This is a genomic window from Paraburkholderia lebeckiae, from assembly GCF_014201005.1.
GTDB lineage: Bacteria > Pseudomonadota > Gammaproteobacteria > Burkholderiales > Burkholderiaceae > Paraburkholderia > Paraburkholderia tuberum.
Map to the genome: position 1 here is coordinate 130090 of NZ_JACHDK010000012.1, position 24915 is coordinate 155004.

General features: G+C 63.7%; 20 protein-coding genes. 9 read left to right on the forward strand and 11 right to left on the reverse strand.

Going from position 1 to position 24915, the window contains the following annotated elements; genetic code table 11:
* Nucleotides 1–168 precede the first annotated feature (168 nt).
* The 4 genes from HDG39_RS22655 to HDG39_RS22670 all read left to right on the forward strand — a co-directional run bounded on the left by HDG39_RS22655 (nt 169) and on the right by HDG39_RS22670 (nt 2733).
* A complete protein-coding gene (locus tag HDG39_RS22655) occupies nt 169–564 on the forward strand; it encodes a tautomerase family protein (RefSeq protein WP_184008856.1) in 396 nt (131 codons plus the stop codon).
* A gap of 129 nt (nt 565–693) precedes the next feature.
* Nucleotides 694–1626, forward strand: a complete 933-nt coding sequence (locus tag HDG39_RS22660) for a hypothetical protein (protein ID WP_184008792.1) — start codon at nt 694–696, stop codon at nt 1624–1626.
* 123 nt (nt 1627–1749) lie between these two features.
* Nucleotides 1750–2238, forward strand: coding sequence for a YybH family protein (locus tag HDG39_RS22665; protein ID WP_221305824.1), 489 nt, complete (start codon nt 1750–1752; stop codon nt 2236–2238).
* A 93-nt stretch (nt 2239–2331) separates the two neighbouring features.
* Nucleotides 2332–2733, forward strand: a complete 402-nt coding sequence (locus tag HDG39_RS22670; protein WP_184008796.1) for a GFA family protein — start codon at nt 2332–2334, stop codon at nt 2731–2733.
* A gap of 244 nt (nt 2734–2977) precedes the next feature.
* Here the strand turns inward: HDG39_RS22670 and HDG39_RS35210 are convergent, their stop codons facing one another.
* Nucleotides 2978–3370 (reverse strand): alpha/beta hydrolase, encoded by a 393-nt coding sequence (locus tag HDG39_RS35210; RefSeq protein ID WP_260328186.1) that lies wholly within the window; start codon nt 3368–3370, stop codon nt 2978–2980.
* A 279-nt stretch (nt 3371–3649) separates the two neighbouring features.
* On the opposite strand from HDG39_RS35210, the gene HDG39_RS22680 reads away from it, so the two are divergent.
* From HDG39_RS22680 to HDG39_RS22700, 5 genes are read left to right on the forward strand one after another with little or no spacing between them, the layout of a single operon-like run.
* Nucleotides 3650–4771 (forward strand): AI-2E family transporter, encoded by a 1122-nt coding sequence (locus tag HDG39_RS22680; protein ID WP_184008798.1) that lies wholly within the window; start codon nt 3650–3652, stop codon nt 4769–4771.
* Between the two features lie 29 nt (nt 4772–4800).
* A complete protein-coding gene (locus tag HDG39_RS22685; RefSeq protein ID WP_184008858.1) occupies nt 4801–6342 on the forward strand; it encodes a TolC family protein in 1542 nt (513 codons plus the stop codon).
* Nucleotides 6339–7475, forward strand: coding sequence for an HlyD family secretion protein (locus tag HDG39_RS22690; protein WP_184008800.1), 1137 nt, complete (start codon nt 6339–6341; stop codon nt 7473–7475). The genes HDG39_RS22685 and HDG39_RS22690 overlap by 4 nt, the downstream gene beginning before the upstream one ends.
* A 7-nt stretch (nt 7476–7482) precedes the next feature.
* Nucleotides 7483–8496, forward strand: a complete 1014-nt coding sequence (locus HDG39_RS22695; RefSeq protein ID WP_184008802.1) for a DUF2955 domain-containing protein — start codon at nt 7483–7485, stop codon at nt 8494–8496.
* A gap of 51 nt (nt 8497–8547) precedes the next feature.
* Nucleotides 8548–8928: a potassium channel family protein gene (locus HDG39_RS22700; protein ID WP_184008804.1), complete on the forward strand. Its 381-nt coding sequence runs from the start codon at nt 8548–8550 to the stop codon at nt 8926–8928.
* 123 nt (nt 8929–9051) lie between these two features.
* Here the strand turns inward: HDG39_RS22700 and HDG39_RS22705 are convergent, their stop codons facing one another.
* The 10 genes from HDG39_RS22705 to HDG39_RS22750 form a co-directional block, all read right to left on the reverse strand.
* Nucleotides 9052–9519, reverse strand: a complete 468-nt coding sequence (locus HDG39_RS22705; RefSeq protein WP_184008806.1) for a DUF4440 domain-containing protein — start codon at nt 9517–9519, stop codon at nt 9052–9054.
* A gap of 116 nt (nt 9520–9635) precedes the next feature.
* Complete coding sequence (gene glgX, locus HDG39_RS22710) at nt 9636–11735, reverse strand: glycogen debranching protein GlgX (protein ID WP_221305825.1); 2100 nt, start codon at nt 11733–11735, stop codon at nt 9636–9638.
* Nucleotides 11725–14220 carry a glycogen/starch/alpha-glucan phosphorylase gene (locus tag HDG39_RS22715; protein WP_184008808.1) on the reverse strand — a complete coding sequence of 832 codons (2496 nt, stop codon included), beginning with the start codon at nt 14218–14220 and terminating at the stop codon, nt 11725–11727. Before HDG39_RS22715 ends, glgX begins: the two co-directional genes overlap by 11 nt.
* Nucleotides 14221–14253: 33 nt before the next feature.
* Nucleotides 14254–16650: a phosphoketolase family protein gene (locus tag HDG39_RS22720; protein WP_184008810.1), complete on the reverse strand. Its 2397-nt coding sequence runs from the start codon at nt 16648–16650 to the stop codon at nt 14254–14256.
* Between the two features lie 232 nt (nt 16651–16882).
* On the reverse strand, nt 16883–17842 hold the full coding sequence (locus tag HDG39_RS22725) for an SOS response-associated peptidase family protein (RefSeq protein ID WP_184008812.1): 960 nt from the start codon (nt 17840–17842) through the stop codon (nt 16883–16885).
* A 47-nt stretch (nt 17843–17889) separates the two neighbouring features.
* Entirely contained in the window at nt 17890–21039 is a 3150-nt protein-coding gene (locus tag HDG39_RS22730) for an error-prone DNA polymerase (RefSeq protein ID WP_184008814.1), read from the reverse strand.
* Nucleotides 21040–21058: 19 nt separating this feature from the next.
* On the reverse strand, nt 21059–22528 hold the full coding sequence (locus HDG39_RS22735) for a Y-family DNA polymerase (RefSeq protein WP_184008816.1): 1470 nt from the start codon (nt 22526–22528) through the stop codon (nt 21059–21061).
* Complete coding sequence (gene imuA / locus HDG39_RS22740; protein ID WP_184008818.1) at nt 22458–23150, reverse strand: translesion DNA synthesis-associated protein ImuA; 693 nt, start codon at nt 23148–23150, stop codon at nt 22458–22460. Before imuA ends, HDG39_RS22735 begins: the two co-directional genes overlap by 71 nt.
* A 474-nt stretch (nt 23151–23624) precedes the next feature.
* A complete protein-coding gene (locus HDG39_RS22745; RefSeq protein ID WP_238325714.1) occupies nt 23625–24161 on the reverse strand; it encodes a hypothetical protein in 537 nt (178 codons plus the stop codon).
* 295 nt (nt 24162–24456) lie between these two features.
* Nucleotides 24457–24912 carry a RidA family protein gene (locus HDG39_RS22750; RefSeq protein WP_184008820.1) on the reverse strand — a complete coding sequence of 152 codons (456 nt, stop codon included), beginning with the start codon at nt 24910–24912 and terminating at the stop codon, nt 24457–24459.
* Nucleotides 24913–24915: the final 3 nt, after the last annotated feature.

Below are 24915 nucleotides of genomic sequence, written 5' to 3' on the forward strand. Positions count from 1 at the left end.
CTGGCCAAAACAGAGTGCCCGTCAGCCATGCCTGCCTGGCGTTCGACACTGCTACGGACACGAGCGACGATCGGCTCGCCAGAGCATGGTGCGGCGACGGTTTTGATCGATTGGATGGCGCGGCATATAGTTGGCGAGTGCGCAACACTTTCGTCGGAGATCGATGCAATGCCTTATCTACAGCTTGATGTAAACGATCACTACTCTGTCGAGAGCAAGAGACTGCTCGCGGCGAAAATGAGTGAGACCTATGCTCGGATGATGTCGGTTGACGTCAGGCGAATCAGCGTAGCGATTCGCGAACTCGGTCCCGGTAGCGTGTGGCGCATTGCGGAGGCGAGCGGGGAACCGGTGCCCGTTGCGTTGATGATGCTCGATATCAGAAGAGGGCGACCGCCGGAGTTGCGCATGGAGTTGGCCAAAGCACTTTGCGCGCTGTGCATCGAAATCCTTGGCTTGCGCGAGGACCGACTCAACGTTGAGTTCACCCAGCATTCGGGCGATGAGATGTATCACCCGGCACTCGGAGGTTACAGCCCGGAATGGGAGCCGGGCGAGCGATGAGGGTCCGACTTCCGCGGCCTGTATTTGCGCATGGCCGTATGAGGTCGGCGATATGCGGGAACAACGAGGGCGCCAGGATCGGATCCTCCTCTGTTGCGCCCCAACCTGAGCCAAAGTAGGAGGAGGACCATGAGCAGGCTTGCGACATACCTGGCAGGTAATCGGCGGACGCGACCGTGGTGGATTGTCTTGATCACGACGGTGTTCTGTTTCTTATGCCAGAGCGTCGTCGCGCAAGCGGACGACGGCGCGGCTCGCCTACGCGCGAAATATCAAAGTCTGACGCAGCAACTCGCGCACAACCAGTTTCAGCGACCGCTGTACCTCGAATCGCAGGAGTTGCCGTCGGCGCTCAAGGGCGATATTTACGGGGTGCTCGACTATCCTTTCGCGGTGGTCAGCGGCGCGCTCGACGACCCGACTCAGGGCCCGGCCAACTGGTGCGACGTGCTGATCCTGCATCTGAACACCAAATACTGCCACGCGTCGACCAGCGACAGCGGTACGATCCTCACCGTGAACATCGGCAAGAAAACCGAGGAATCGCTTTCGTCGTCGTACCGCGTGCAATTCAACTTTCGTGCGGTAGCGAGCACCCCTGATTATTTTCGCGTCGAGCTCACTGCCGCCACGGGTCCGCTGAGCACGAAAGACTACCGTATCGTGCTGGAAGCGATACCGGTGGGCGATAATCGCACCTTTATTCACCTGACCTACGCGTACGGATATGGCACGGCGGGACGGTTTGCCATGAAAACCTACCTGGCGACGATCGGCAGCAACAAGGTCGGCTTTTCCGCTACGCCCGATTCGTCGACGAGCGAGCCGCAATACATCGGCGGCGTGCGCGGCCTGGTCGAACGCAATACGATGCGCTACTACCTCGCCATCGATGCCTATCTTGGCGCGCTTTCCAGCCCGCCCAACGCCCGCCTCGACAAACGCCTCGCTGACTGGTTCGATGCGACCGAGCAGTATCCGCGGCAATTGCACGAGGTCAGCCGCGCCGACTATATGGAAATGAAGCACGACGAGTATCAACGTCAGCAGATCGCCCAGTGATCCGCGCAGCGGGCGGGGATCTGATCAATGCAACGCAATATCGCGTAGAAGGTTTTTTCGAGGGGATGTCGATCTGATGGTGCGTCGATCGTCGTTACCTGGTAAGACAATTGGTCAGGAACCTTGGATCTGCCGTTTTGCGCCAAGTCCGGCCGCCATCGTCATCCGACCTGGGAGCACACTGTGAACAGACTCGACAATCCGATCCTGCAAGTCCTGGAAGGCTACAAAGCCGCGGTATTGGCGAAAGACGTGGACGCGTTCGTTGCGCTATACGACCGCGATGCGGTGGTCTTCGACATGTGGGGGACATGGTCGTACCACGGCATCGCATCGTGGCGCGCCATGGTGGAGAGCTGGTTCGGTTCGCTGGGTACAGAACGTGTGATAGTCGATTTCAGCGAGGCGCGAACGATCGTCGCCGCGGACCTCGCCGTCGTCCACGCCTTCGCGACATATAAAGCCGTCGACGCCGACGGATTGGAACTGCGCTCCATGGACAATCGCCTCACCATGACGCTGAGGCAGCAGGCCGACGGATGGAAAATTGTCCACCAGCACACCTCCTCTCCGATCGAGGTCGGCACGGCGCAGGTAATTTTCAGGCGCTAGCGGTCTGGCGGTTCGACATCGCACGTCGGTTCGCGAATAATCACGGCTGCGTGACTTTCCAATTTGCGACGTACCTTCTGTTTAAAAGCAGCCATGAAACCATTGCTTGCCGGCCGCTGCCTTTGCGGTGCCGTCCATTACTCGGTAAGAGACGAATTTGTCTATGCGTTGAACTGCCACTGTTCAAACTGCCGGCGCGCGACCGGCTCGGCGTTCAAACCCTTCGCGGGAATCGAGCGCGACAAGCTGCGCATCACTCGGGGCGAAGACAGCCTGTTGATTTTCGGCGATGAGCGAGCGTCGCATGACGTGCGCTGCAAAATATGTGGAAGCCTGATGTTCTCAGTGGTTCGTCAGGGACAGTACGTTCACGTCACGCTGGGAACACTCACGGACTCGCCCGCCATGTCTCCCACTGCCCACATGTTCGTGGGTTCAAAGGCACCGTGGTATTCGATCACTGACCAATTGCCGCAACACGACGAATTCGGGTGAGTCTCTTTCCTATCGCAACATCGACTCGAAAGATCGCACCACAGCGGCGTTGAATCGCTGATGGAACGCCGTCCGATCGAAGCCCGGCGCGCTGTCGCAGATCTCCGGGCGCAGCCGCGTGAGACGCGCATCGCAAGGTGGCAGAAAGTCGTAGTGGCCGGCGTTCGCCACCACGCGATAGTCGGGAGCGCGGGGCAGGTCGTCCCGCCCCGGCTCGTCGTACCAGGGATGCGGCTGATGACGATCACCAGCCGATGAAGCTGCGCGGGCCGGCGCCAGAGTTGCAGCACGCGGCTCTGGTCATCGAAAGTGTCGCCGGCGTGGCTGACCGCCGCCGCGACGAAGCCCGCGCGAGCCAGCGCGAGCGCCGTGCCGTAATGGGCGCCGTACCAGCCGCCGCCCCGTGCGACAGCACGATCAGCGGCAGGCGATGGCCTGCTATCGGCGCGCCGGCCGCGACGGTCTGGGTGACGTCGCCCAAGGCGTGCGGCGTGGCCGGCGCATCGGTGGGATACCAGATTCCGGCCGTGAGCGGCGGCTCGGCGCCATTCGGTATGTCGACCTTCTGAAAGCCGACCCCGGCGGCGAGGGCAGGCGCGCCAGGCGTCATGGCCAGAAGAAGGGCGACGATGGCCATCAATCTCGCGGTTTTCTCCATGACTGTCGGCGGCGGGCTGAGCTCCGGACGGCTCGAGGCTATGAGACCAAAGTCCAATTGAATATTTCAGGCGCGGGTTCAATAGTAGTGAAACGCCGCGTTCTGTCGACGACAAAGCCGGCGCGATCCTCTTCCTAAGATGCCGGAATTGCAGGCAGGCCTTGGTATTGGCGTCAAGAACGTTCCAGTGGGTTTGAGTTTTCAGGCCTATCACGGTGTCGCCGCCGAACCGCGACGCGACTGGCGGGAGAACGACTTATGCTGCTCACACCGATTCCCCAACGGACTCCGTCCCGAGAGATGCTCGACGTCCTGATCCGCGCCGGACTCGTCGCGGTCCTGGCCGTATTCTGTTTTCGGATCTTCGCGCCGTTTCTTAACCTGATGGCCTGGTCGGTGATTCTTGCGATCACGCTCTATCCGCTGCAGGTCCTGCTTCGCTCCATGCTCGGCGGCAAGGATGGCCTGATCGCCACGCTGATCGTCCTTGTCGCGCTTGTCGTGATTCTGGTGCCAACGTATGCGCTGGGTCTCGCGGTAGCCGATTCGGTCGAGAAATCGATCGCCATTGCCAGGAGCGGTAGCTTCCGGATTCCGCCTCCCGCGGAGTCGGTGGCGAGTTGGCCGCTGGTCGGCCATCGTGTGTACGACTTCTGGCAACAGGCATCGACGGACCTGACCGGTCTTGCGCATAAATTCGCCCCGCAGCTGAAGGAGGCCGGGCTCGCTGTGCTTGCAACGGTGACGGGTCTCGGTGCCGGCCTGGTGATATTTTTCGTCGCGCTGATCGTCGCAGGAATCCTGATGGCCCACGGTGAGAAAGGCTATCACAGCGCGGTGCAGATCGCCTCGCGCATCTCGGGCCCCGAGAACGGCGCTCAGATCGCCGACTTGTGTACGGCGACGATTCGCGCGGTGGCCCAGGGGGTAGTGGGCATCGCGTTTATCCAGATGCTGCTGATCGGCATCGGCTTCGTCGTGAAGGGGATACCCGGCGCGGGGTTGCTCGCGCTGGCCGTGCTGCTGCTCGGCATCATGCAATTGCCGGCCACGCTGATCACCATTCCGGTGATCGCCTTCGTGATCGTCACGGACGGCGTGAACACCGCAAACATCATCTTCTCGGTTTACGTGTTCGTCGCGGGTCTCGCCGACAACGTGCTCAAGCCATTGATGCTTGGCCGTGGCGTCGCGGTGCCGATGCCCGTCGTGCTGATCGGAGCGCTCGGCGGCATGGTGACGGGAGGCGTCATCGGGCTATTCGTTGGGCCCGTGATGCTGGCCGTCGGTTATCAGCTGTTCTGGCGCTGGGTCCGAGACCAGCCTCAACCCAGGCAACCCACGCAACCCACGCAGACCCACGAACAGAAGCAGACCTGAAGCTCGAGGATGGCTCCGTGTCACCGTTGATGCGTCCGTACGGGATCGCAGTGCTTTTCGGGGCGGCGGTTGGCCTGAGCGGATGCATGCGGGTGGGCCCGGACTTCAAGCCGCAGCATGAAGCGTGGAGCGAGCACTGGAGTAGCGAATCGATCACGCGGGTCACGCAACCGGGTGCACAGCCCGATGTGCGCCAGTGGTGGCTGATCTTCGACGATAGGAATCTCGAACGTCTGATCGCCGAAGCCGACGCGAACAACGGCGACCTGAAGATCGCCGGACTGCGCGTGCTCGAGGCGCGCGCACAGCTCGGCATCGCGCTCGCGGGACGCTATCCGCAGGTGCAGCAGGCGAGTGCCGATGCACTGGCTTCGGCGCGCAAGCGCTCGGATGGTTCCAATCCGCGCTCGGGGGTCTTCGTGCAGTACGGCGCGGGCTTCAGCATCGGCTGGGAACTCGATTTCTGGGGACGTTTCAGCCGCGCGATCGAATCGGCCGACGCCGCGTTCTTCGCCGCGCAAGCCAACCGCGACGATGCGCTGGTTCTGTTGCACGCGCAGGTCGCGGATACGTATTTCACGCTGCGGGTCGCGCAGGCGCGGCTACGTATCGCTCGCGAGAACGCCCAGTTGCAAAAGCGCAGCTACGACATCGCTCAAAAGCTCTTCAAGGCTGGCGAATCCGACGAACTCGACTTCCAGCAGGCGAAGACGCAGTACCTTGGGACGCTGAGCAGCATCCCCGATCTCGAAAGCCAGATCGTGCTTGCGCGTCATGCGCTGTCGGTGCTGATCGGGCGAGCGCCGGGTCCGCTGCCGGAACTCGACGTGCAGGCGGGCAAGGATGGCGTGGTGCCGCTGGTGGATCATGCGGTGCTGCAGGACGTGCCGGCCGATCTGCTGTTGCGCCGCCCTGACGTTCGCGCGGCCGAGTACCAGATGGCTTCGCAGTCGGCGCTCATCGGCGTTGCGCAAGCGGATCTGTACCCGTCGGTATCGTTGCTCGGCACGCTGACGTGGACCGCCAGTTCGCTCGCGGGCGCACCGAGCACACTGCTCTTTGCCGCGGGCCCGAGCGTGACGTGGAACGTGTTCGACTACGGCAGGATCACGAACAACGTGCGCGTCCAGGACGCACGGCTGCAAGAGTTGACGGTCGCTTATCAGAACACGGTGCGCGAGGCGGCCCGCGAGGCCGACGATGCCGCGACGGCGCTGCTCGCCGCCTTGCAGCGCGACACCATTCTGAATGACGCGCAGGGCGCGGCGCGGCGCTCGCTGACGCTGGCCAATACGATCTATCGGGAAGGGTATTCGGACTTCCAGCGGGTTCTCGATGCTCAGCGCGCGCTGTTCGCGCAGCAGGACGCGTACGTGGTCAATCGCAGCAATGCGCTCGGCAGTGTCATCGCGCTTTACAAGGCGCTCGGCGGCGGCTGGGAAACCGAACAGCCGCTCGTCGACGCGGCGACGCGCGCGCAGATGCGGCAACGCACCGATTGGGGCGACCTGCTCGACCAAACGGCGCCGTCTTCCGGTACGCCGGGGCAAGCCGAAGGGGCGTCACGATGAGCGATACCCAGGATACCCGCGAGCCTCGAACCGCCGCCCCGCCGAAGTCGTCGACGCCTGCCGCCGACCCTTCGGGCAGGGCGGTCAAATGGGTCGTCTGTCTGATCGTGCTGAGCCTGATCTGGTATCTGCTGGCGGACCGTTTCACGCCGTATACGCAGCAGGCGCGGATTCAGGCCTATGTCGTGCCCGTCGCCGCCGAGGTGTCGGGACGCGTGACGCGGGTGTTCGTCCATAACAACCAGGATGTCAACGCGGGGGACGTGCTGTTCGAAGTCGATAGCGAGCCCTACCGCATTGCCGCTGACCGCGCGCGCGCCGATCTGGAGTCCACGCGCCGGCAAGTCGGTGCCAGCACGGCCGGTATCGAGTCGGCACTCGCGGCGTCGCGGGCCGCCATCGCGAACGAGGTCAAGGCGCGCCAGGACAGCGACCGTCTCGAGCGGCTCTATCGTGAAGACGAGGGCACCGTCTCCCTGCGACGCCTCGAGGTCGCGCGGGCGACACATGAACAGGCGCTAAGCCAGGTCGACGGGGCCCGTGCCGAAGTCGAGCGGGCGCGGGAGCAGCAGGGCGGAAGCGAGGCGGAGAATGCGCAGTTGCGCAGCGCCGCTGGCGCGCTGGAGAAGGCCGAACTCGATCTCGCCAACGCGCGGATCAGAGCCCGCTCGAGCGGCGTCGTGACGGATCTGCGCACGGAAGTCGGTCAGTTCGCCGCGGCGGGCAATCCGGTCATGACGCTGATCGCGATCCGCGACGTGTGGGTCAGCGCCGACATGACGGAGAACAATCTGGGCCATCTCAAACCCGGCACGCGCGTCGAGATCGCATTGGACGTGCTGCCCGGCGAAGTGTTCGGCGGGCGGGTTCGCAGTGTCGGCTATGGCGTGAGCGTGGGGCAGAGCACGCCGGCGGGCAGCCTGCCCACCGTGCAGAATAGCCGCGACTGGCTGCGTCCCGCGCAGCGTTTCCCGGTAATCGTCGAATTCGACGACAGCGAGCGCGCGCGTCTGCGCGATCTGCGGGTGGGCGGGCAGGCCGAAGTGATGGCGTTTCCGACCCAGGGCAATCCGCTCAATCCGCTGGGACATGCGTTCATCCGGCTGATGAGCTGGCTCTCCTACGTCTATTGAGAAGCCCATGCAGCCCGTGACCCAGCGCCTCGGTTATCGCGCGATACGCGTGGCCATCGGAACGGCGATCGCTCTTGCCGTCAGCTTTGGACTCGATTTCCCGATACCCGTCGTCGCGCCGGTATTCACGGTTTTTTTGCTGGCCACGCAGAATCGCCCGCTATCGTTGAAGGCCGGCGTGATTCTTTCGCTGGTCGTGGCGTCGACCACCGGCAGCGGCCTGCTCCTCGTTCCGTTGCTTCGTCACTATGCGTTGGCCGGCGTCATGATCGTCGGCCTCATGCTGTTCTTCGCGTTTCGTTACGGGCTGCGTGGCGGCAACAATCTCGTCGCGACTTTTCTGGTCGCGGGACTGACGATGATTTCCGCCGCGGGCACGGCAGACTTCGAACTGGCCCTGACGGTCGTCGGCGCGCTGGCGAAGGGACTTCTGCTTGCCGTGCTGGCGTCGACGCTGGCGCACAGATCGTTTCCTGAAAGCATGGGCGCGCGAGAACAGCCCGCCGCGGCAGCGATGGCGGAAGACGAGGCGGCCTATCTCGCGCTGCGTGCCGCGCTCGTCGTCATGCCGGCCTATCTGCTCGCGATGACCGACCCGGCGAACTACATGCCGATCATCATGAAGTCCGTCAGCCTCGGCAGACAAACCTGCACGACCTCGGCCCGCGGCGCCGCACGCGATCTGATCGGCTCGACGCTGCTCGGCGGTCTGCTCGCCATCGCGTTCTGGTTTGCGCTGAGGCTGTTCGTGCATTTGTGGATGTTCTTTCTGTGGATGCTGTTGTTCGGCCTGCTGGTGGGACGCAAACTGTACGGCCTGCAACCCACGCGTTGTTCGCCGGGCTTCTGGCTGAACAGTCTCGTGACGATGATCATTCTGCTCGGGCAATCGGTGCAGGACAGCGTGGCGGGCAAGGATGTCTACACCGCGTTTGCCGTGCGAATGGGGCTCTTTCTGGCCGTAACGGCCTATGCGTATTTGATGCTTCTGTTTTTCGAGCAGCACCGCCGTGCGGAGTGAGGCGGCGCGGCATGCTGCAAAGCCGACCGGTGATCGCAACAGGAGCGTGTAATGGGAAATGCGACAGGTGATGGCGCGGTCCGTCCTCGGGCTGGTGAGATCCTGAAGGAAATGGCGATAACCCTGTGGTATCTGAGAGCGATTCTGATCGGCCTGCTTCTACTGTTCGTCCTGCTGACGTTTGGCATGTACTACTGGGGCGCGCCCGTCGAGACAGCGAACCGGACACCGTCGCCGCTGGGTGAAACCGTGTACTTCTGCGCGATCACGGCGCTCACCATCGGGTACGGCGATGTGGTGCCCACTTCGGCGTTCGGCCGGATCGACGCCGCATGCCTCGGGCTGATCGGCGTGGTATTCACCGGCTTGATCGTGGCTGCGGCTGTACGAGGCGTGCAGGAGGCCGCGCATCGGGCGGAAAGGACGGGATAGCGAGGCGCGGAACAGAATGAGACGGGCTGGACGGTTTTGAAGGCCGCAGTCAAGGCGGGACGTATTCAGGTCATTCGTGAATGAGGTTCAAGTCCCTGCCTGACTTTTTCTAAACCACATCGGCTAATTGCCTTCCGGCATTTTCGACGAATGATGGCTGGTAATCAGCCACTTGTGCCCATTCCACGCGTAGGTGAACGTATAGCGCGCCTTGACGACCGAGCCGTCCGCGAACTTGAAGGTGTAGAGCCCCGAGTCGATCGCGGTGTTGCATTCGATCATGATGTCGCGGAAGTCGATCGTGCCGACCGGTTTGTTTTCGAGGAAGTGTTTGAAATAGTCGAGTTTTTCGTCGGCGGTCAAACGCGGCTTGTTCGAGACGGTCGGCAGCAGGATCGAGTTCGGCGCGTAGTTCGCCACGACCTTCTGCGGGTCGCCGGTTTTCAGCGAGTCGTTCCAGCGATCGAACAGTGCGGAAATCTGCTTTTCCGAGGTGGGATGGCAGGCTTCGGACCTCGCGAATGCGCTGCCATGGGCCACGACCGCAACTATCGCAAAGACGACGGACGGCCCGTCTACGCGAATGCTCATGACGCCCTCCGCGATCGCTGCCGGTGGATTGTTCCGCCAGTAAATCGAAACTGCGCACGGCATATCCGCCACAGCATCGACATTAGAGGACAAGAACCCTGGTTATTTGCGTCGGTTCAGCCCGCTTCTTCGAGAACCACGACACTGCGTGCCTCCACGCGAAATTGATCGCTTTCGAGAATGCCCTGTTGCGCCGCTTGCACGATGTCATGCGGACTGTCGCGCGCGGTATCGACGATACGCCGCCAGTGCCGCTCTTCGCGGGGCGCGGGCAACTGGACCGTGCGGGCGCAATCGTCCATGTTGAACACCGCGTGCAGTGCCGGCTCGCCAGGTTCTTCGCCGCCCAGCGTGACGGCGAGAAGCCGCGCGCCTGGATCATGCCAGCCCGGCTCGTTCAGGCGCTCGCCGTGCCATCCCGCATCCGGCCGGGTCTGCCCCGGCGTGGGCCGGCCGGTCAGGAAATACCGCCGCCGCAAACTTGCGTGGCGTTTGCGCAGCGCGATCAGCTCACGCACGAAGCGCGACATGGCCGAGCCGGCTTCAGTGGGTGTCCAGTCGAACCAGCTGAGCGTGTTGTCCTGACAATAGGCGTTGTTGTTGCCGCGCTGGCTGCGCAGCACCTCGTCGCCGGCGAGCGTCATCGGCACACCCAGACTCAGGAACAGGATGGCCATCGCGTTGCGCGCCTGGCGATGTCGCAGACTGAGAATCTGGGCGTCGCCGGTCCCGCCCTCGGCGCCACAGTTCCACGACAGGTTATCGGAGCTGCCGTCGCGATTCTCGTCGCCGTTGGCTTCGTTGTGCTTCGACCCGTAGCTCACGAGATCGATCAGCGTGAAGCCGTCGTGGCACGTCACGAAGTTGATGCTGTTGTTGGGCAGCCTGCCGTCGTCCGCATAGAGGTCCGAGCTGCCCGCGATGCAGGTCGCGACCGCCCCGATGAGCCCCGGGTCGCCGCGCACGAAACGGCGAATCACGTCCCGATAGCGGCCGTTCCACTCGGCCCACGCCATGCCGGGAAAGGCGCCGACCTGATACATCCCGGCGGCGTCCCACGCCTCCGCGATCAATGGCACGCGCGACAGCACACGCGAAGACTCGATCGCCCAGGGCAGCGGTGGATCGACCATCAGCTCGCCGCGCTGGTCGCGCGCGAAGATACTCGCCAGATCGAACCGGAAGCCATCGACGCCGAGTTCTTCCACCCAGTATTCGAGGCAGCGCACGATGAACGTCGTCACCAGTGGATGGTTGCAATTGATCGTGTTGCCGCAGCCGGTGTAGTCCCGGTAGCGGCGCCGGTCGGCCGCGTCGAGGTGGTAGAAGATATCGTTGACGAGGCCCTTGAAGTTGATGACGGGGCCCGTCTCGCCCGCTTCGGCCGTATGGTTGAACACGACGTCGAGCAGCACGGCGATGCCCGCGGCGTGCATGGCGTCGGTCAGCGCGCGAAACTCCTGGGGCGCGCGCGCGGGATCGCGGCAGTAGCGAGGATGCGGGCTGTAATAGCTATGCGTGCTGTAACCCCAGTAGTTGCTCAGGCCGAGGGCCGCCGTGGCGGGCGGAACGTCCTGTTCGTCGAAGGCCATCACCGGCAGCAGCTCGACGTGGGTCACGCCAAGCTGCGTCAGGTACGGAATCTTTTCGATCAGGCCGGCGAAGGTGCCGGGATGCTGCACGCCGCTCGACGGATCACGTGTAAAGCCGCCGACATGCAGCTCGTAGATGATCGCGTCGTCGAGTCCGCGCGAGATACGCCCAGAGGACGAGGGCAGGGGTTCCGTCACGATCGCGCGGTGGGTTTTGTGCCCGTCGGGATTCGGCTGGCCGACCGCAGGCCGCGTCCACAGCACGTCGCTGACCGCGCGGGCATACGGGTCGAGGAGTTCCCTGTCGGGGTCGAACGCGTAGCCGCTAGAGCGCGTATCGCGCGGACCGTCCACCCGCCACGTGTAGTAGGTGCCGAACGGCAGCGCTTCGACCATCACATGCCAGTAGTAGAAGGTTCGGTTGCAAGCGGCGGCGAGCGTGACGATCTGGAACGGCTCGGGGCTGTCAGCCGCGTCGTACAGCAACAGCTCGACGCGCGTCGCGTGACGGCAAAAGATGCAGAAATTGATGCCGCCGGGCACCGCCGACGCGCCCACGGGAAACCGCGACCCGCAGCGAACCGCATGAGCACGCACCGATCCCGTTTCAGGGTCATTGATCAAGGGTGATCCTCATCGGGCGGATCTTCCAGATCTTGTCGCAGTATTCGCCGATGGCGCGGTCGGAAGAGAACTTGCCCGAGCGCGCGGTGTTCAGGATCGACATCCGGGTCCAGCGCCGCGTGTCCTGCCAGGCGGCGCTCACGTCGTCCTGACGCGCCACGTAGGCGGCATAGTCGGCGAGCACGAGAAACGGGTCCGCGCGCATCAGATTGTCGATCAGCGGGCGGAACATCTCGCGGTCTCCTCGCGAGAAATGACCGTCGGCGATCAGTTGCAGCACTTCGCTCAGTTCCGCGTCGTCCTTCAAATAGTCCGCGGGGCGATAACCCGCGCGCTTCACACGTTCCACTTCGTCGGCGGTCAGGCCGAACAGGAAGAAGTTTTCGTCGCCGACCTCTTCGCGGATTTCGACGTTGGCGCCGTCGAGCGTGCCGATCGTCAACGCGCCGTTCATCATGAACTTCATGTTGCCGGTGCCCGATGCTTCCTTGCCGGCCGTCGAAATCTGCTCGGACAGGTCGGCGGCAGGGTAGATGAAGTGCGCGTTCTTCACATTGAAGTCCGGATAGAAGACGACTTTCAGACGCCCGTTCACCACCGGGTCGTTATTCACGACTTCGGCGATGCCGTTGATCAAACGGATGATCAGCTTGGCCGTCGCGTAGCCGGGCGCCGCCTTGCCGCCGAATACGAAACAGCGCGGTGTCAGCGCAAGCTGTGGATCACGCAGCAGGCGCCGGTACAGCGTGACGATCAGCAACGCGTTCAGATGTTGCCGCTTGTATTCGTGGATGCGCTTGACCTGCACGTCGAACAGCGCGGCGGTGTCAACGCCGATGCCCGTGACGCCCCGGATATGCTCGGCGAGCACGGCCTTGTTCGCCTGCTTCACGCTGCGCCAATGCTGCTGAAACGTGGCGTCGTCGGCATAGGCTTCGAGCTTGCGCAGTCGCGCGAGATCAGTGACCCAGCCAGCGCCGATGGTCTCGTCGAGCAGCCGCGCGAGCGCCGGATTGCAAAGCAGCATGAAACGGCGCGGCGTGACGCCGTTCGTGATGTTGTGAAAACGCTCGGGCCACAATTCGGCGAAGTCCCGCAGCACGGTCTGCTTGAGCAGCCCGGAATGCAGTTCGGCGACGCCGTTGACCGCGTGGCTGCCGACCGTCGCCAGATGTGCCATGCGCACGAGCTTGTCACCGCGCTCGTCGATCAGCGACATGCGTTCGATGCGCGCGTCGTCGCCCGGATAGCGCTGCCGCACCTCGTCGAGGAAGCGGCGGTTGATCTCGTAGATGATTTCGAGCAGGCGCGGCAGCAGGTTGCGCATCAGCGGCAGCCCCCAGGTTTCGAGCGCTTCGGGCAGCAGGGTGTGATTGGTATACGCGAGCGCGCGCCGCGTGATGTCCCAGGCCTCATCCCACGGCACCTGCCTGTCGTCCACCAGCAGACGCATCAGCTCGGCGACGGCGATCGACGGGTGCGTGTCGTTCAACTGCACGTTGAACAACTGCGCGAAGTGTCCGACCGGTTCGCCCTTGATTTCGAGCAGGCGCAGCATGTCCTGCAGCGAGCACGACACGAAGAAGTATTGCTGCGCGAGACGCAGGCGCTTGCCGATCTCGGGCTCGTCGTTCGGATACAGCACCTTCGACAGCGTCTCGGAGATGACCTTTTCGTTGACGGCCTCGTAATAGTCGCCGGCGTTGAAGTCCTGCAGGTCGAACGACTCGACCGCCTCGCTCTTCCACAGCCGCAAGGTGTTGCACGTGTTGACGTGATAGCCGGGCATCGGCGTGTCGCAAGCCACGCCCTTGACCTGCCGTGTGGGTGTCCAGCGCACGCACAGGTGCCCCTGTGCATCGGTTTCGTTGTGTGTGCTGCCGCCGAACCCCACGTAGTACGCAACCTCCGGGCGCACGATCTCCCATGGATTGCCCTTTTGCAGCCACTTGTCGGTGGTTTCGACCTGCCAGCCGTCGCGAATCTGCTGGTCGAAGATGCCGAACTCGTAGCGGATGCCATAGCCGATGGCCGGTATTTCCAAACTTGCGAGCGAATCCAGATAGCAGGCCGCGAGGCGGCCAAGCCCGCCATTGCCGAGCCCCGGCTCTTCCTCGAGTTCGAGCAGCATATCGAGGTCGACGCCGAGCGCGCGCAGCGCTTCGCGTGCGTTGGCCTCGATGCCGAGATTGACGAGGTTGTTGCCGAGTTGCGGGCCGATCAGGAACTCGGCGGACAGGTAGCAGGCGACCCGCGCATCGCTTCCGGCGTAGGTCTGTACGGAGGTTGCCCAGCGGGCCAGCAGCCGGTCGCGCACGCTATACGCGAGGGCCATGTACCAGTCATGCGGGGAAGCGATCGCCGGATAGCGGCCCCGCAGGCACAGCAGATTGTCGAGCACGCCGCGTTGGAGCGCGGCGGCGCTCAGGCCGGTGCGCGCTGCATCCGCGCTTTGCTGCGAGGTCGTGGTGGGAGCGTCGGCCATGATGCTTTCCTCGGTGCATGCTGCGCGTGACGTTCAGAAGGGCCAGACCCAGTCGGCGACCTCGGCGCGGTCCGTGCCATGCGTGTGCGCATAGTTCAGGTTGCTGACGATCGCGTTCCTCATGTCTTCCCTGAGATGCGCGGATCTGCCCTGCAAGCGCGGCACGCGGTCGAGCACGTCGATCACCAGATTGAAGCGGTCCACCTGATTGAGAATCGCCAGTTCGAGCGGCGTGTTGATGTTGCCTTTCTCCTTGTAGCCCCGCACGTGCAGATTCTCGTGATTGCGAAAGCGATAGGCGAGCTTGTGGATCAGCCACGGGTAACCGTGGAAATTGAAGATCACCGGCTTGTTGGTCGTAAACAGGCTGTCGAATTCGCGTTCGGTCGAGCCGTGCGGGTGCTCGCTCGCCGGCTGCATCCTGAACAGGTCGACCACGTTGACGAAACGCAGCTTCAGTTCGGGCAGACGCTCGCGCAGGATCGCCGTCGCGGCCAGCGCTTCCTGGGTCGCGACGTCGCCGCACGAGGCCATCACCACGTCCGGTTCGGCGTCCTCGTCGTTGCTCGCGCGCCGCCACACGCCGATGCCTTTGGCGCAGTGCACGACGGCTTCGTCGATGGTGGTGAATTGCAGGTGTTTCTGCTTGTCGGCGACGATCACGTTGATGCAGTCGGTGGTGCGCAGACAGTGGTCGGCGACCACCAGCAGCGTGTTCGCGTCGGGCGGAAGATAGACGCGCGTGACCGAGGGGCTCTTGTTGGTGACGAGATCGATGAAGCCGGGGTCCTGATGCGAAAAGCCGTTGTGATCCTGCCGCCACACGGTCGACGACAGCAGAATGTTTTCCGCCGACACCCACGCGCGCCACGGCACGTGATTGCGGCTGATGTCGAGCCACTTCGCGTGCTGGTTGAACATCGAATCCACCACGTGCGCAAACGCTTCATAGGTATGGAAGAAGCCGTGGCGGCCCGTCAGCAGATAGCCTTCGAGCCATCCCATCAGCGTATGTTCGGACAGCATCTCCATCACGCGGCCGTCGCGCGCCAGTTCGCCGCCGTCCTCGTCCTCGGGGAGCATCTCGGCCATCCACACCTTCTTGCTGACCTCGTAGATCGACTGCAGACGGTTCGAGGCCGTTTCGTCCGGGCCGAACACGCGGAAGGTGTTCATGTTCGCGCGCATCGTGTCGCGCAGAAATTCGCCGAGTGGCCGCGTGTTCTCCTGCAGCACCTTGCCCGCGTGCTGCACATCCACCGCGTACGCGCGGATGTCGGGCAGCTTCAGTTCGCGGCGCAGCACGCCGCCGTTCGCATGCGGATTGGCGCTCATGCGGCGCGGGCCTCGGGGCGACAGCGCCTTGAGTTCGGGGATCAGCCGGCCCTCGGCATCGAAAAGTTCGGCGGGCCGGTAGCTGCGCATCCATTCTTCGAGCACTTCGAGATTCGCGGAGTTGTTGCGCACATCGGAAAAAGGCACCTGATGCGAGCGCCACGAGCCTTCGACCTTGTGCCCGTTGATCTGCTTCGGTCCGGTCCAGCCCTTTGGCGTGCGCAGCACGATCATCGGCCAGAGCGGCCGCTCGAGATTGCCGTTCGCGCGTGCCTGCTGATGAATTGCGCGAATTTCGCCGAGCACGGTATCGAGCGTGTGCGCCATCTTCCGATGCATTTCCGCGTGATCCGATCCTTCGACGAAATGCGGCGTGTAGCCGTAGCCGACAAAGAGCGCTTCCAGTTCTCTGCTGCTGATGCGCGACAGGATGGTCGGATTGGCGATCTTGTAGCCGTTCAGATTGAGGATCGGCAGCACGGTGCCGTCGTGGGCCGGGTTGATGAATTTATTCGAATGCCACGCGGTGGCGAGCGGCCCGGTCTCCGCTTCTCCATCGCCGACCACGCAGGCCACGATGAGGTCCGGGTTGTCGAGCACGGCGCCATACGCATGCGACAGGCTGTAGCCGAGCTCGCCGCCCTCATGGATGGACCCGGGCGTCTCCGGCGTCACATGCGAACCGATATGGCCGGGAAACGAGAACTGCTTGAAGAACTTCTGCATGCCCTCGGCATCCGCGCTCTTGTCCGGATAGATCTCCGAGTAGGTGCCTTCCAGATAGGTGGGGCCGAGCACGCCCGGTGCGCCGTGTCCGGGACCGGCCATGAAGACGACGTCGAGATCGTCGCGTTTGATCACGCGGTTCAGATGCGCCCAGACGAACGATAACGCCGGGCTCGCGCCCCAGTGTCCGAGCAGGCGATACTTGACGTGTTCGACTTTCAGCGGCTCCCGCAGCAGCGGGTTGTCCAGCAGATAGATCATGCCGACCGAAAGATAATTGCATGCGCGCCACCACGCATCGATCAGCTGAAGTTCGTCGCTGCCGAGCGCGGTCTGCTGCGAAGCGTCCGCCGCGGGATGTTTGCCCATACCGACGTCTCCTGTGCTTGCAGCCGCAACCCGAGGGTGTGGATCGTGTCGGGCCCGCTGCGCAGGCGCTTCGATGATTGATGGGGCCCGAATCGCGCCTGTTGGCGGACCTCTACAACCGGGTATTCTTCGCCAGCCGATGAACATCCATAACGCAGAATATGTTACTGCGCGAAGATTGCAAGGATGATCTGGCACCGTCTCGCGCGGCCTGCGAAACGGCGGCTTGTATTCAGGCCGCGATCCGATGTTCGTAGAACGGCCGGTCCCGATCATCGAGAATCGCGTACGACGCTGCCAGATCGCGCGGATCGGGATTCAACCACGCGTCGATATGCTCAGGCTTGATCGGAATGATGCAGCGATCATGGCCTGCAGCGGCCACCTCGGGTGGCGGATCATCGGTGATGGCCGCGAAGGACAATAGATCGGGCTCGCCTTTGCCGCTCCAGCGGGACCATAAGCATGCGACCAGCATGTCGTGAGGCGGATTGGGCCGGAACTCGAGCCGGACATTTTCATCTTTCTCGCCGGGCGCCGGTTCACGGCCTTCCATTCGCGCGCGCGAGACGTTCTCATAGAAAGAACTGGCCAGCACGAGTCCATGCGAATAGCCGAATAGCGCTTTCCAGAAACTTTCGAGACTGTCCCGACGAGCGTTGTACGTGCCGGGATAGCGGGTGTCGTACGATGCGGGCTTGCCGGCCAGGCGGCACTGATAGCGCATCGGTTCGACGACGCGCTGGCCATTCTCCATCACCATCACCGGCGCGTAGTAGCCTGGAAAGATGCGCGAGTCGTCTGCTTTGGGAGCGGTTCGGCCGAGGTCGTCGAGTCGCTCGAGCGTGCGGTCGATCTTGTCTTTGGCGATCCGTTTGCTCTCGGTCGCCACCTTGGTGGCTTTGGTCTGCAAAGAGCGCTCGGCATCGGCGAAGCGGGTGCGCTGTTTGAACAGTTCCTGTTCGAGCTTCACGGTCTGCTGCGATTTGAAGCGCTCGATCAGCGCCCAGACTTCCCGTTCCGCGTCGGACTGCGGTTCCGAGAAGGCGTCTTCCATCGCTTTGGGAATCCTGGCCTGACCGTCCTCTGCGCGTTCGAAGAAAAGACGCGCGAATTCCTCGATGCTCATGTGCGCGCCGAACATGCGGACGTAGCGCCGGTAGTCCGCCAGAATCTGAGCCGAATAGCACATGGATGCCTCCGTTTGCTGTTCCGATGATACGCATTTACGCGCTCGCGTCAGCAGAAGTCTCTACTCGTCGTCTGCAACTCGCCCAGCAGATGAGACATGTCGACGAGCCGCTGCGCGACGAGATGCCGTACTTCTCCCTGACACTGCCACGTGCCGTATACGGCGAGCAGCGCGGCGCCCAACGCTTCTTTGCGCTGTTTTTCGAGCAGACTCGGCCAGATGATCACGTTGACGTTGCCGGTCTCGTCTTCGAGCGTGACGAACACGACGCCCTTGGCCGTGCCAGGACGCTGACGCACCGTCACCAGTCCGCAGCCGCGCGCGAGGCGGCCGTCGCGATAGGTCCGCAGCGTCGAGGCCGGCATCAGCCGGTTCGCGAGCAACTGCGGCCGGAGCAGTTCCAGCGGATGGCGGTTGAGCGTCAGGCCGAGCGAACGGTAGTCGGCGACGATGTCGTTCGCTTCGCTCGGTGCGCCCAGTTCGGGCGTTTCGTCCTGAGTCGCCGCGGCCGCGAGCATATCCTTGTCCGGCACCGCGACGACCGACTGCCACAGCGCTTCGCGGCGGTTTCCCGCGAGCGCTGCCAACGCATTCGCATCCGCGAGCGCATGCAGGTCTTTGCGGTCGAGCTGCGCGCGGCGCGCGAGATCGTTGACGCTCGCGAACGGGCGAACCGCGCGCGCGTTCTCGATTCGTTCGGCGGCGCCGTCCTTCATGCCGCGCAGCAGCGAAAGACCGAGACGCACGGCAGGGCGCGTTGCCCCCGCACGGTGTTCGAGCGAGGAGTCCCAACCGCTGATCGTCACATCGACCGGCAACACCGTGACGCCGTGCCGCTGCGCATCCTGAACCAGTTGCGACGGCGAATAGAAGCCCATCGGCTGGCTGTTCAGCATCGCGGCGAGAAAGGCTTCGGGTTCGTGACACTTGAGCCAGCTGCTCGCGTAGACCAGCAGCGCGAAACTGGCCGCGTGACTTTCGGGGAAGCCATATTCGCCGAAACCCTTGATCTGCTCGAAGATCGCCTCGGCGAAGGCCTGGTCGTAGCCGCGCTCCTGCATGCCGAGCACGATGCGGTCATAGTATTTTTCGAGTCCGCCCTTGCGTTTCCACGCGGCCATCGCGCGTCGCAGCTGGTCGGCTTCGCCGGCGGTGAAGCCGGCCGCGAGAATCGCCACCTGCATCACCTGCTCCTGGAAGATCGGCACGCCGAGCGTGCGGCCCAGCGCGGTCTTCAACGCGTCGCTCGGATAGGTCACGGGCTCGAAGCCCTGACGGCGCTGCAGATAGGGATGCACGGCGCCGCCCTGAATCGGACCGGGCCGCACGATCGCGACTTCGATCACGAGGTCGTAGAATTTGCGCGGCTGCATGCGCGGCAGCATGCTCATCTGCGCGCGCGATTCGATCTGGAACACGCCGACCGTATCGGCGGCCGAAATCATCGCGTAGGTCGCCTCATCCTCGGCGGGGATGTCCTGCATTTCGAAACGTTCTCCGCGCTGTTCCGAAACGAGGTCGAGCGTGCGCCGGATCGCCGACAGCATGCCGAGCGCGAGCACGTCGACCTTCAGCAAGCCCAATGATTCGAGGTCGTCCTTGTCCCACTCGATCACCGAGCGGTCGGCCATCGCCGCGTTTTCCACCGGCACGAGCCGCGTGAGCTTGCCGCGGCTGATCACGAAGCCGCCCGAATGCTGCGACAGGTGGCGCGGAAAATTCAGCAGTTGCGAGGCGAGCTTCGCCCAGGCCTGAATCAGGGGCTGGTCCGGATCGAGGCCGGATTCCGCGAAACGCGCGAGCAGATCCCGACTGGTATCGAACCAGTGATGCGACTTCGCGACCGCATCGACGATCTGCGGATCGACGCCGAGCGCCTTGCCGGTTTCCCGCAGCGCACCACGCGGACGATAGGTCGACACCGCTGCCGCGATCGCCGCCCGGTCGCGGCCGTACTTGCGATAGATGTACTGGATCACTTCTTCGCGCCGCTGATGCTCGAAGTCGACGTCGATATCGGGCGGCTCGCCGCGCTCCTTGCTGATGAAGCGCTCAAACAGCATGTTGCCGCGCGCGGGGTCCACTTCGGTCACGCCGAGGCAGTAGCAGACCGCCGAGTTCGCGGCCGACCCGCGCCCCTGACACAGAATGTGCTGGCTGCGCGCAAAGCGGACGATGTCGTAGACGGTCAGGAAATACGGCTCGTACTGCAGGTCCGCGATCAGTTCGAGTTCGTGCTCGATCTGCTGCTGCACGTGATGCGCAATCCCCGCGGGAAAACGCCGCTGCGCGCCGATATAGGTTTCCTGACGAAGATACGAGGCCGGCGTATGGCCGGCCGGCACCAGCTCGTCGGGATACTCGTAGCGCAGCTCGTCGAGCGAAAACGTGCAGCGGCTCATGATGTCGACCGTCGCGGCCAGCGCGTCTTGCGGGTACAGGTTGGCGAGCCGCAACCTCGAGCGCAGATGCTGCTCCGCGTTCGGCGCCAGATCATAGCCGCACTGATGGACCGGTTTGCCGACCCGGATCGCGGTCATCGTGTCTTGCAGCGGCTTGCGCGAGCGCACGTGCATCACGACTTCGCCGAGCGCGACGACGGGCACGTCGCGGCTGCGCGCGACGAATTCGACCGCGCCGCCATGCAGGTCGTCCATCGCGCGTTGATGGAGCACGAGGCCGACCCATGCGCGGCCCGTGAACGTTTCGTCGAGCCATTCGACCTGCGCATCGAGCGCGTCTTCGCTGGCCGGGAAATCCGGCACGAGAATCGCGAGGCAGTCGGGCATGCCGAGCAGGTGGCGATATTCCTTCTCCGGCCGCGACAGATCCTGCGGCGTGAGCCGGTATTCGCCCTTGGGCGCGCGCATGCGCGCCAGCGTGATCAGCTCGGACAGATTGCCGTAGCCGTTGCGGTTGCGGGCGAGCAGGATCAGCCCGAACGCCGGCGAACCATCGGCATTGACGAGCCGGAAATACGCGCCGACGATGAACGGCAGCTTCGCTTCTTTCGCCGCGACATGCGCGCGCACGACTCCCGCGAGCGAGCATTCATCGGTGATCGCGAGCGCGGAGTAGCCGAGTTGCGCGGCACGCTCGGCCAGTTCCTCAGCGTGCGACGCGCCCCGCAGAAACGTGAAGTTGGAAAAGCAGAACAGCTCGGCATACGCCGGCAGCATCGTGAAGGTGGTGTCCATGGCCGCTCATCCGCGCATATCAGCCGAACAGGCCATGCAGGAACCAGCGTTGCTCTTCTTCCGCGTCGCGGCTGCTCACGCGCTCGCGGTAGATCCAGTAGCAGCTCTGGTCGTCGGCCTGCGCGACGAAGTAGTCGCGCGTGACGAGCTCGCCGTCGAACCAGCCGCTCTCGATGCGCTCGCCCGGCGACACCATGCGCAACGGCGAGCCGTAGAACGGGCGGTGCTGGCGCAGCAGCAGACGCACGGGCGTGTCGAGCATCCACGTCGGGCGGGGCAGATTCTGCGGCAGCGGACCGGGCTTGACCGGCTGCGACACCGGCAGCCAGCGGTTCGCGATCTCCGGACGATGATCGGCGCTCGGCGCGGGTTTCAGCACGTTCTCTTCACCGAGCCGCGCGACCAGCAGTTCGAGCAGCCGCGCGTGATCCTCCTGCGAGCCGCCCGGTTCGGGAAACAGCGTGTCGGACGCGGGCGCGGCCGACTCGACCTTCGACGCGTCGAGCCGCAACGCAATCACGGGCGCGGCGAGCTCGATACGATGCAGCCGCTCCTTCAGCAGCCGCATCAGATGTTCTTCGCGCCAGGTCGGCTCGCCGAGTGCGACGTCGATCGTGGTCGGCTCGATCGCAGCGCGTCCGCGCTCGTGTTCGAGCGACAGGCGAATGCCGGTGAGCGCGAGCTGTTTTGCGCACAGCCATCCGCACAGTTGCACGATCAGGCGCTGCGCGCCGAACACCGCGCCATCCGCGTGTTCGAGCCGGTCCGGCATCTCGATGCGCGCCGAGAACGTGGGCGGCAGTTCGAGCCAGTCGAACAGTTCGGGCGCGGTCCCGAACGCGCGGTCGAGCGAGTCGAGCAGATGTTCGCCGCAGCGGCGCTGCAAGCCGGCGCGGGGCAGGCGGCGCAGATCGGCGATGCGCTCGCAACCGAGGCCCGTGAACCAGTCGGCGAACGGGCGGACTTCGGGCACGGCGAGCATCGGCAGCGCGGACAGGCGCTGGTCGAGCGACGTGAGCTTCAGCACGCGCCGGTTGCCGAACTTCGCGAGCAGCCACGCGCCCTGGCCGGTCGGCGCGGCACTGATGCGCGCGGTGAAGCCGAGCGCGTCGAGGATGGCTTTCGCATCGCGGCACAGCGCGAGCAGGCCGCCGAAGAGCCGCAGACTCGCGCCGATCTCGACGACGACCGTCGCCTCATCGAGCAGCGCGACTTCGGGCGAGAAGCGCATCAGCGCGATACCCACCTCGCGATGGGCCGCCGCCTCGCGGCCGCTATCGCGCTCATACATCTCGGTCTGCGGCGATAGCGTCAGCACGCCGCCGCGCTTCATGCCCGGACGCACGCCCGCCGAGCGCGCGGCGGGGTCGGCCATGACCACCTTGTCTTTCTCCAGCACCGCGCAGCCATGCGCGGGCTCAGGCGACCACTTCGGTCTGAAGACCTCGAGCGGCAACTTTGGCAGATGAACGGCGAGAAAGACGCGCATGTCGGGAAAGCAGAACGGGGGTGGGTTGAAGGGGAATCGACAGGGGCTCTGCGCGAGCGGGCCCTCGTCGTTTCACGATGTCGATGGTGAGACCTTCGGCCGATGGCCTGAGCGCGAGCCGCAGCAGCGCGGGGGATGCCTCCTGCGCGGTGGCGAGCGGCCGCACCATGATGAAAAGCGTCTCCGACGACTGCGCGGCCAGATGCAAACGGCGCAGCGAGGACGCCTGCGCATACTGCGCCCAGAAGATCAGCGCGCCGCAACTGCCGGCGCGCAGGATCTGCTCGGCGGACCACAGCGCGTCGGCGGTTTTCGGCGCATTGATCCGCAGCACCTGCTGCAGCGACAGGCCGATGTAGTTGAGCCCGAGGCCGTCCGGCGTATGCGGCGGTTGCACGAAGACGAGCGGACGCTCGCCGACGGCGCTGAGCGCGGGCTGCAACAACCGCAGTTCGCCGACGCCGGCCTGCTGCACGAGCAGATCGACCAGCGCGCCGAGCGGCCAGCCGCCGCCGGGCAACTCCGCCGACAGGGCCGGATAACCGGTATCGACGCTGCGGCCGCGGCCAGCGCCAAGCTGGGACGCCCGCCACAAGGTTATTCCCCCCGACTCCGAATACATAGTTGTATCGAGGGCACCATCAATGGAGCGCGCCCGTTCTTCGGGGGTGCGTAACTGCTGTCCGGCTGTGGCAGTCAGAGTCACGATCAGGCTCCCAATAGTACTGTACAAATATACAGGTATTTTAGCCCAAGATCCCAACTTTTAGATAGGCGACACCGGGCTGTCAGGAAACCGAATTCGTTGGACTAGCGCGCAGTTAGCCAGACGCAAAAGCACGGAATTGACCGGACTGCAGGGATAAATGGAAATCAAAGGACCACCGGGCGGCGCAGTTACGTCCCAGCAACTTGCCGACGCGGCTTCGCTGAAGGAGGGTGAGAGGCGCTTGACAGTCGAGCGGTCAGAGGTGCAACGGCGGGTATCGGAGTTGAGCCGTCGCTCGATACTGCAGCTCACGGACGTCAAATAGAGCGAGACCTGCTGCCAGCAGCCAGGTCCCAGTCTGGATTCCGCACACCGGCACGCGAAGGCCTAACTCTTTGCGACGGGTGCGGGAGGTACGGGCAGGATGATCTCAGAAGCAACCTTCCAGTCCTTCCCGACCTTTATCCAGTTGATGATCATCAGAAACGGCTTGGGAGTTCCGTCCTGCCCTGCATACGAGACCGTGATGTTCACCGGCGCGTAGGATTGCGCTACGTCCGGCGTCAAGCCGACGACCTTGAGCTTTGAGTAATCCGGTCGGAGGACGACCGGGCCGGAGGTGCCGATGTCGTGCAGCTTCCGATCGATTGCCTCGTTGCCCCAGAAGCCTGCCCAGTTCCCCTCGGAGGGAATTGCGCTTTTGGCGACGAGAAGGGCCGAGGGGGATTGCCAGAACATCTCGTGCAGAGCCTTGAAATCGTGCCGGTTGGCTAATTCCATGAGCTCGCCGAACTCTGATTTGATCGTGTTCAAGGCCTGAGCGTCCAGCGGCTCCTTGTAAGCGGCAGGAGCAGCCGCGAGAGATCCGGCGGAGACGGTCAAGGTGATGGCAGCGGCCAATAACGTCCTGTGCATGGTCAGCATTCCTTTGGGGATTCCATAGCTTCGTTGTGGTGCGGAGCAATCCTACGCGGCCTTCCTGGCGGAGTTCGCCGCGCCCCAGAGCGAGCCCGGATTAGCGTGGTCGGGGTAGAGTTCGAGCATCGCGTCGTAGAGTTGGACGACCACCTCGGGACACAAGGCCCAGCATATTCGATCGGCTGATCGGAAATCTTTAAATTCCCTACGTCCGTTTTCTGGCGTGCGCTTAACTCCTCCCGCTGGGGATGCGGATTTCGGGTCATTGCGCTCGTATGTGCGCGACGTCGAGCCATGCCCGTCACCCCTTCAACTCAAAGATGCTGTCAATCTCAACCGGGATGCCCATCGGCAACGAATGCACTCCCAGCGCGCTTCGAGCCGGCAGATTGTCTTGCCCAAACAGCGTCAGCAACAGATCACTGGCGCCATTGGCCACTTGCGGATGCTGGGTGAACGACTGTGATGTACGCACGTAAACTGTTAGCCGGCTGCATCGCCGGACGTTGTCGAGTCCGCAGGCCTGTTCGACACAGGCCAAGATCATGAGCATCGTTAGGCGCGCCGCGTCTTGAGCCTTTTCCAGAGAAATATCGCGGGCGACCATTCCGACGATTGGCTTGCCATCCTCGAAAGGGCCGAGCCCCGATACATACAGTTGATTCCCCGAAACGGAAACCGTTCGATAGGACCCAAGTGGGTTGATGGGCGATGGCAATTTTAGGCCCGCTTGCGCGAGGCGTTCGGATACGTTCATGTT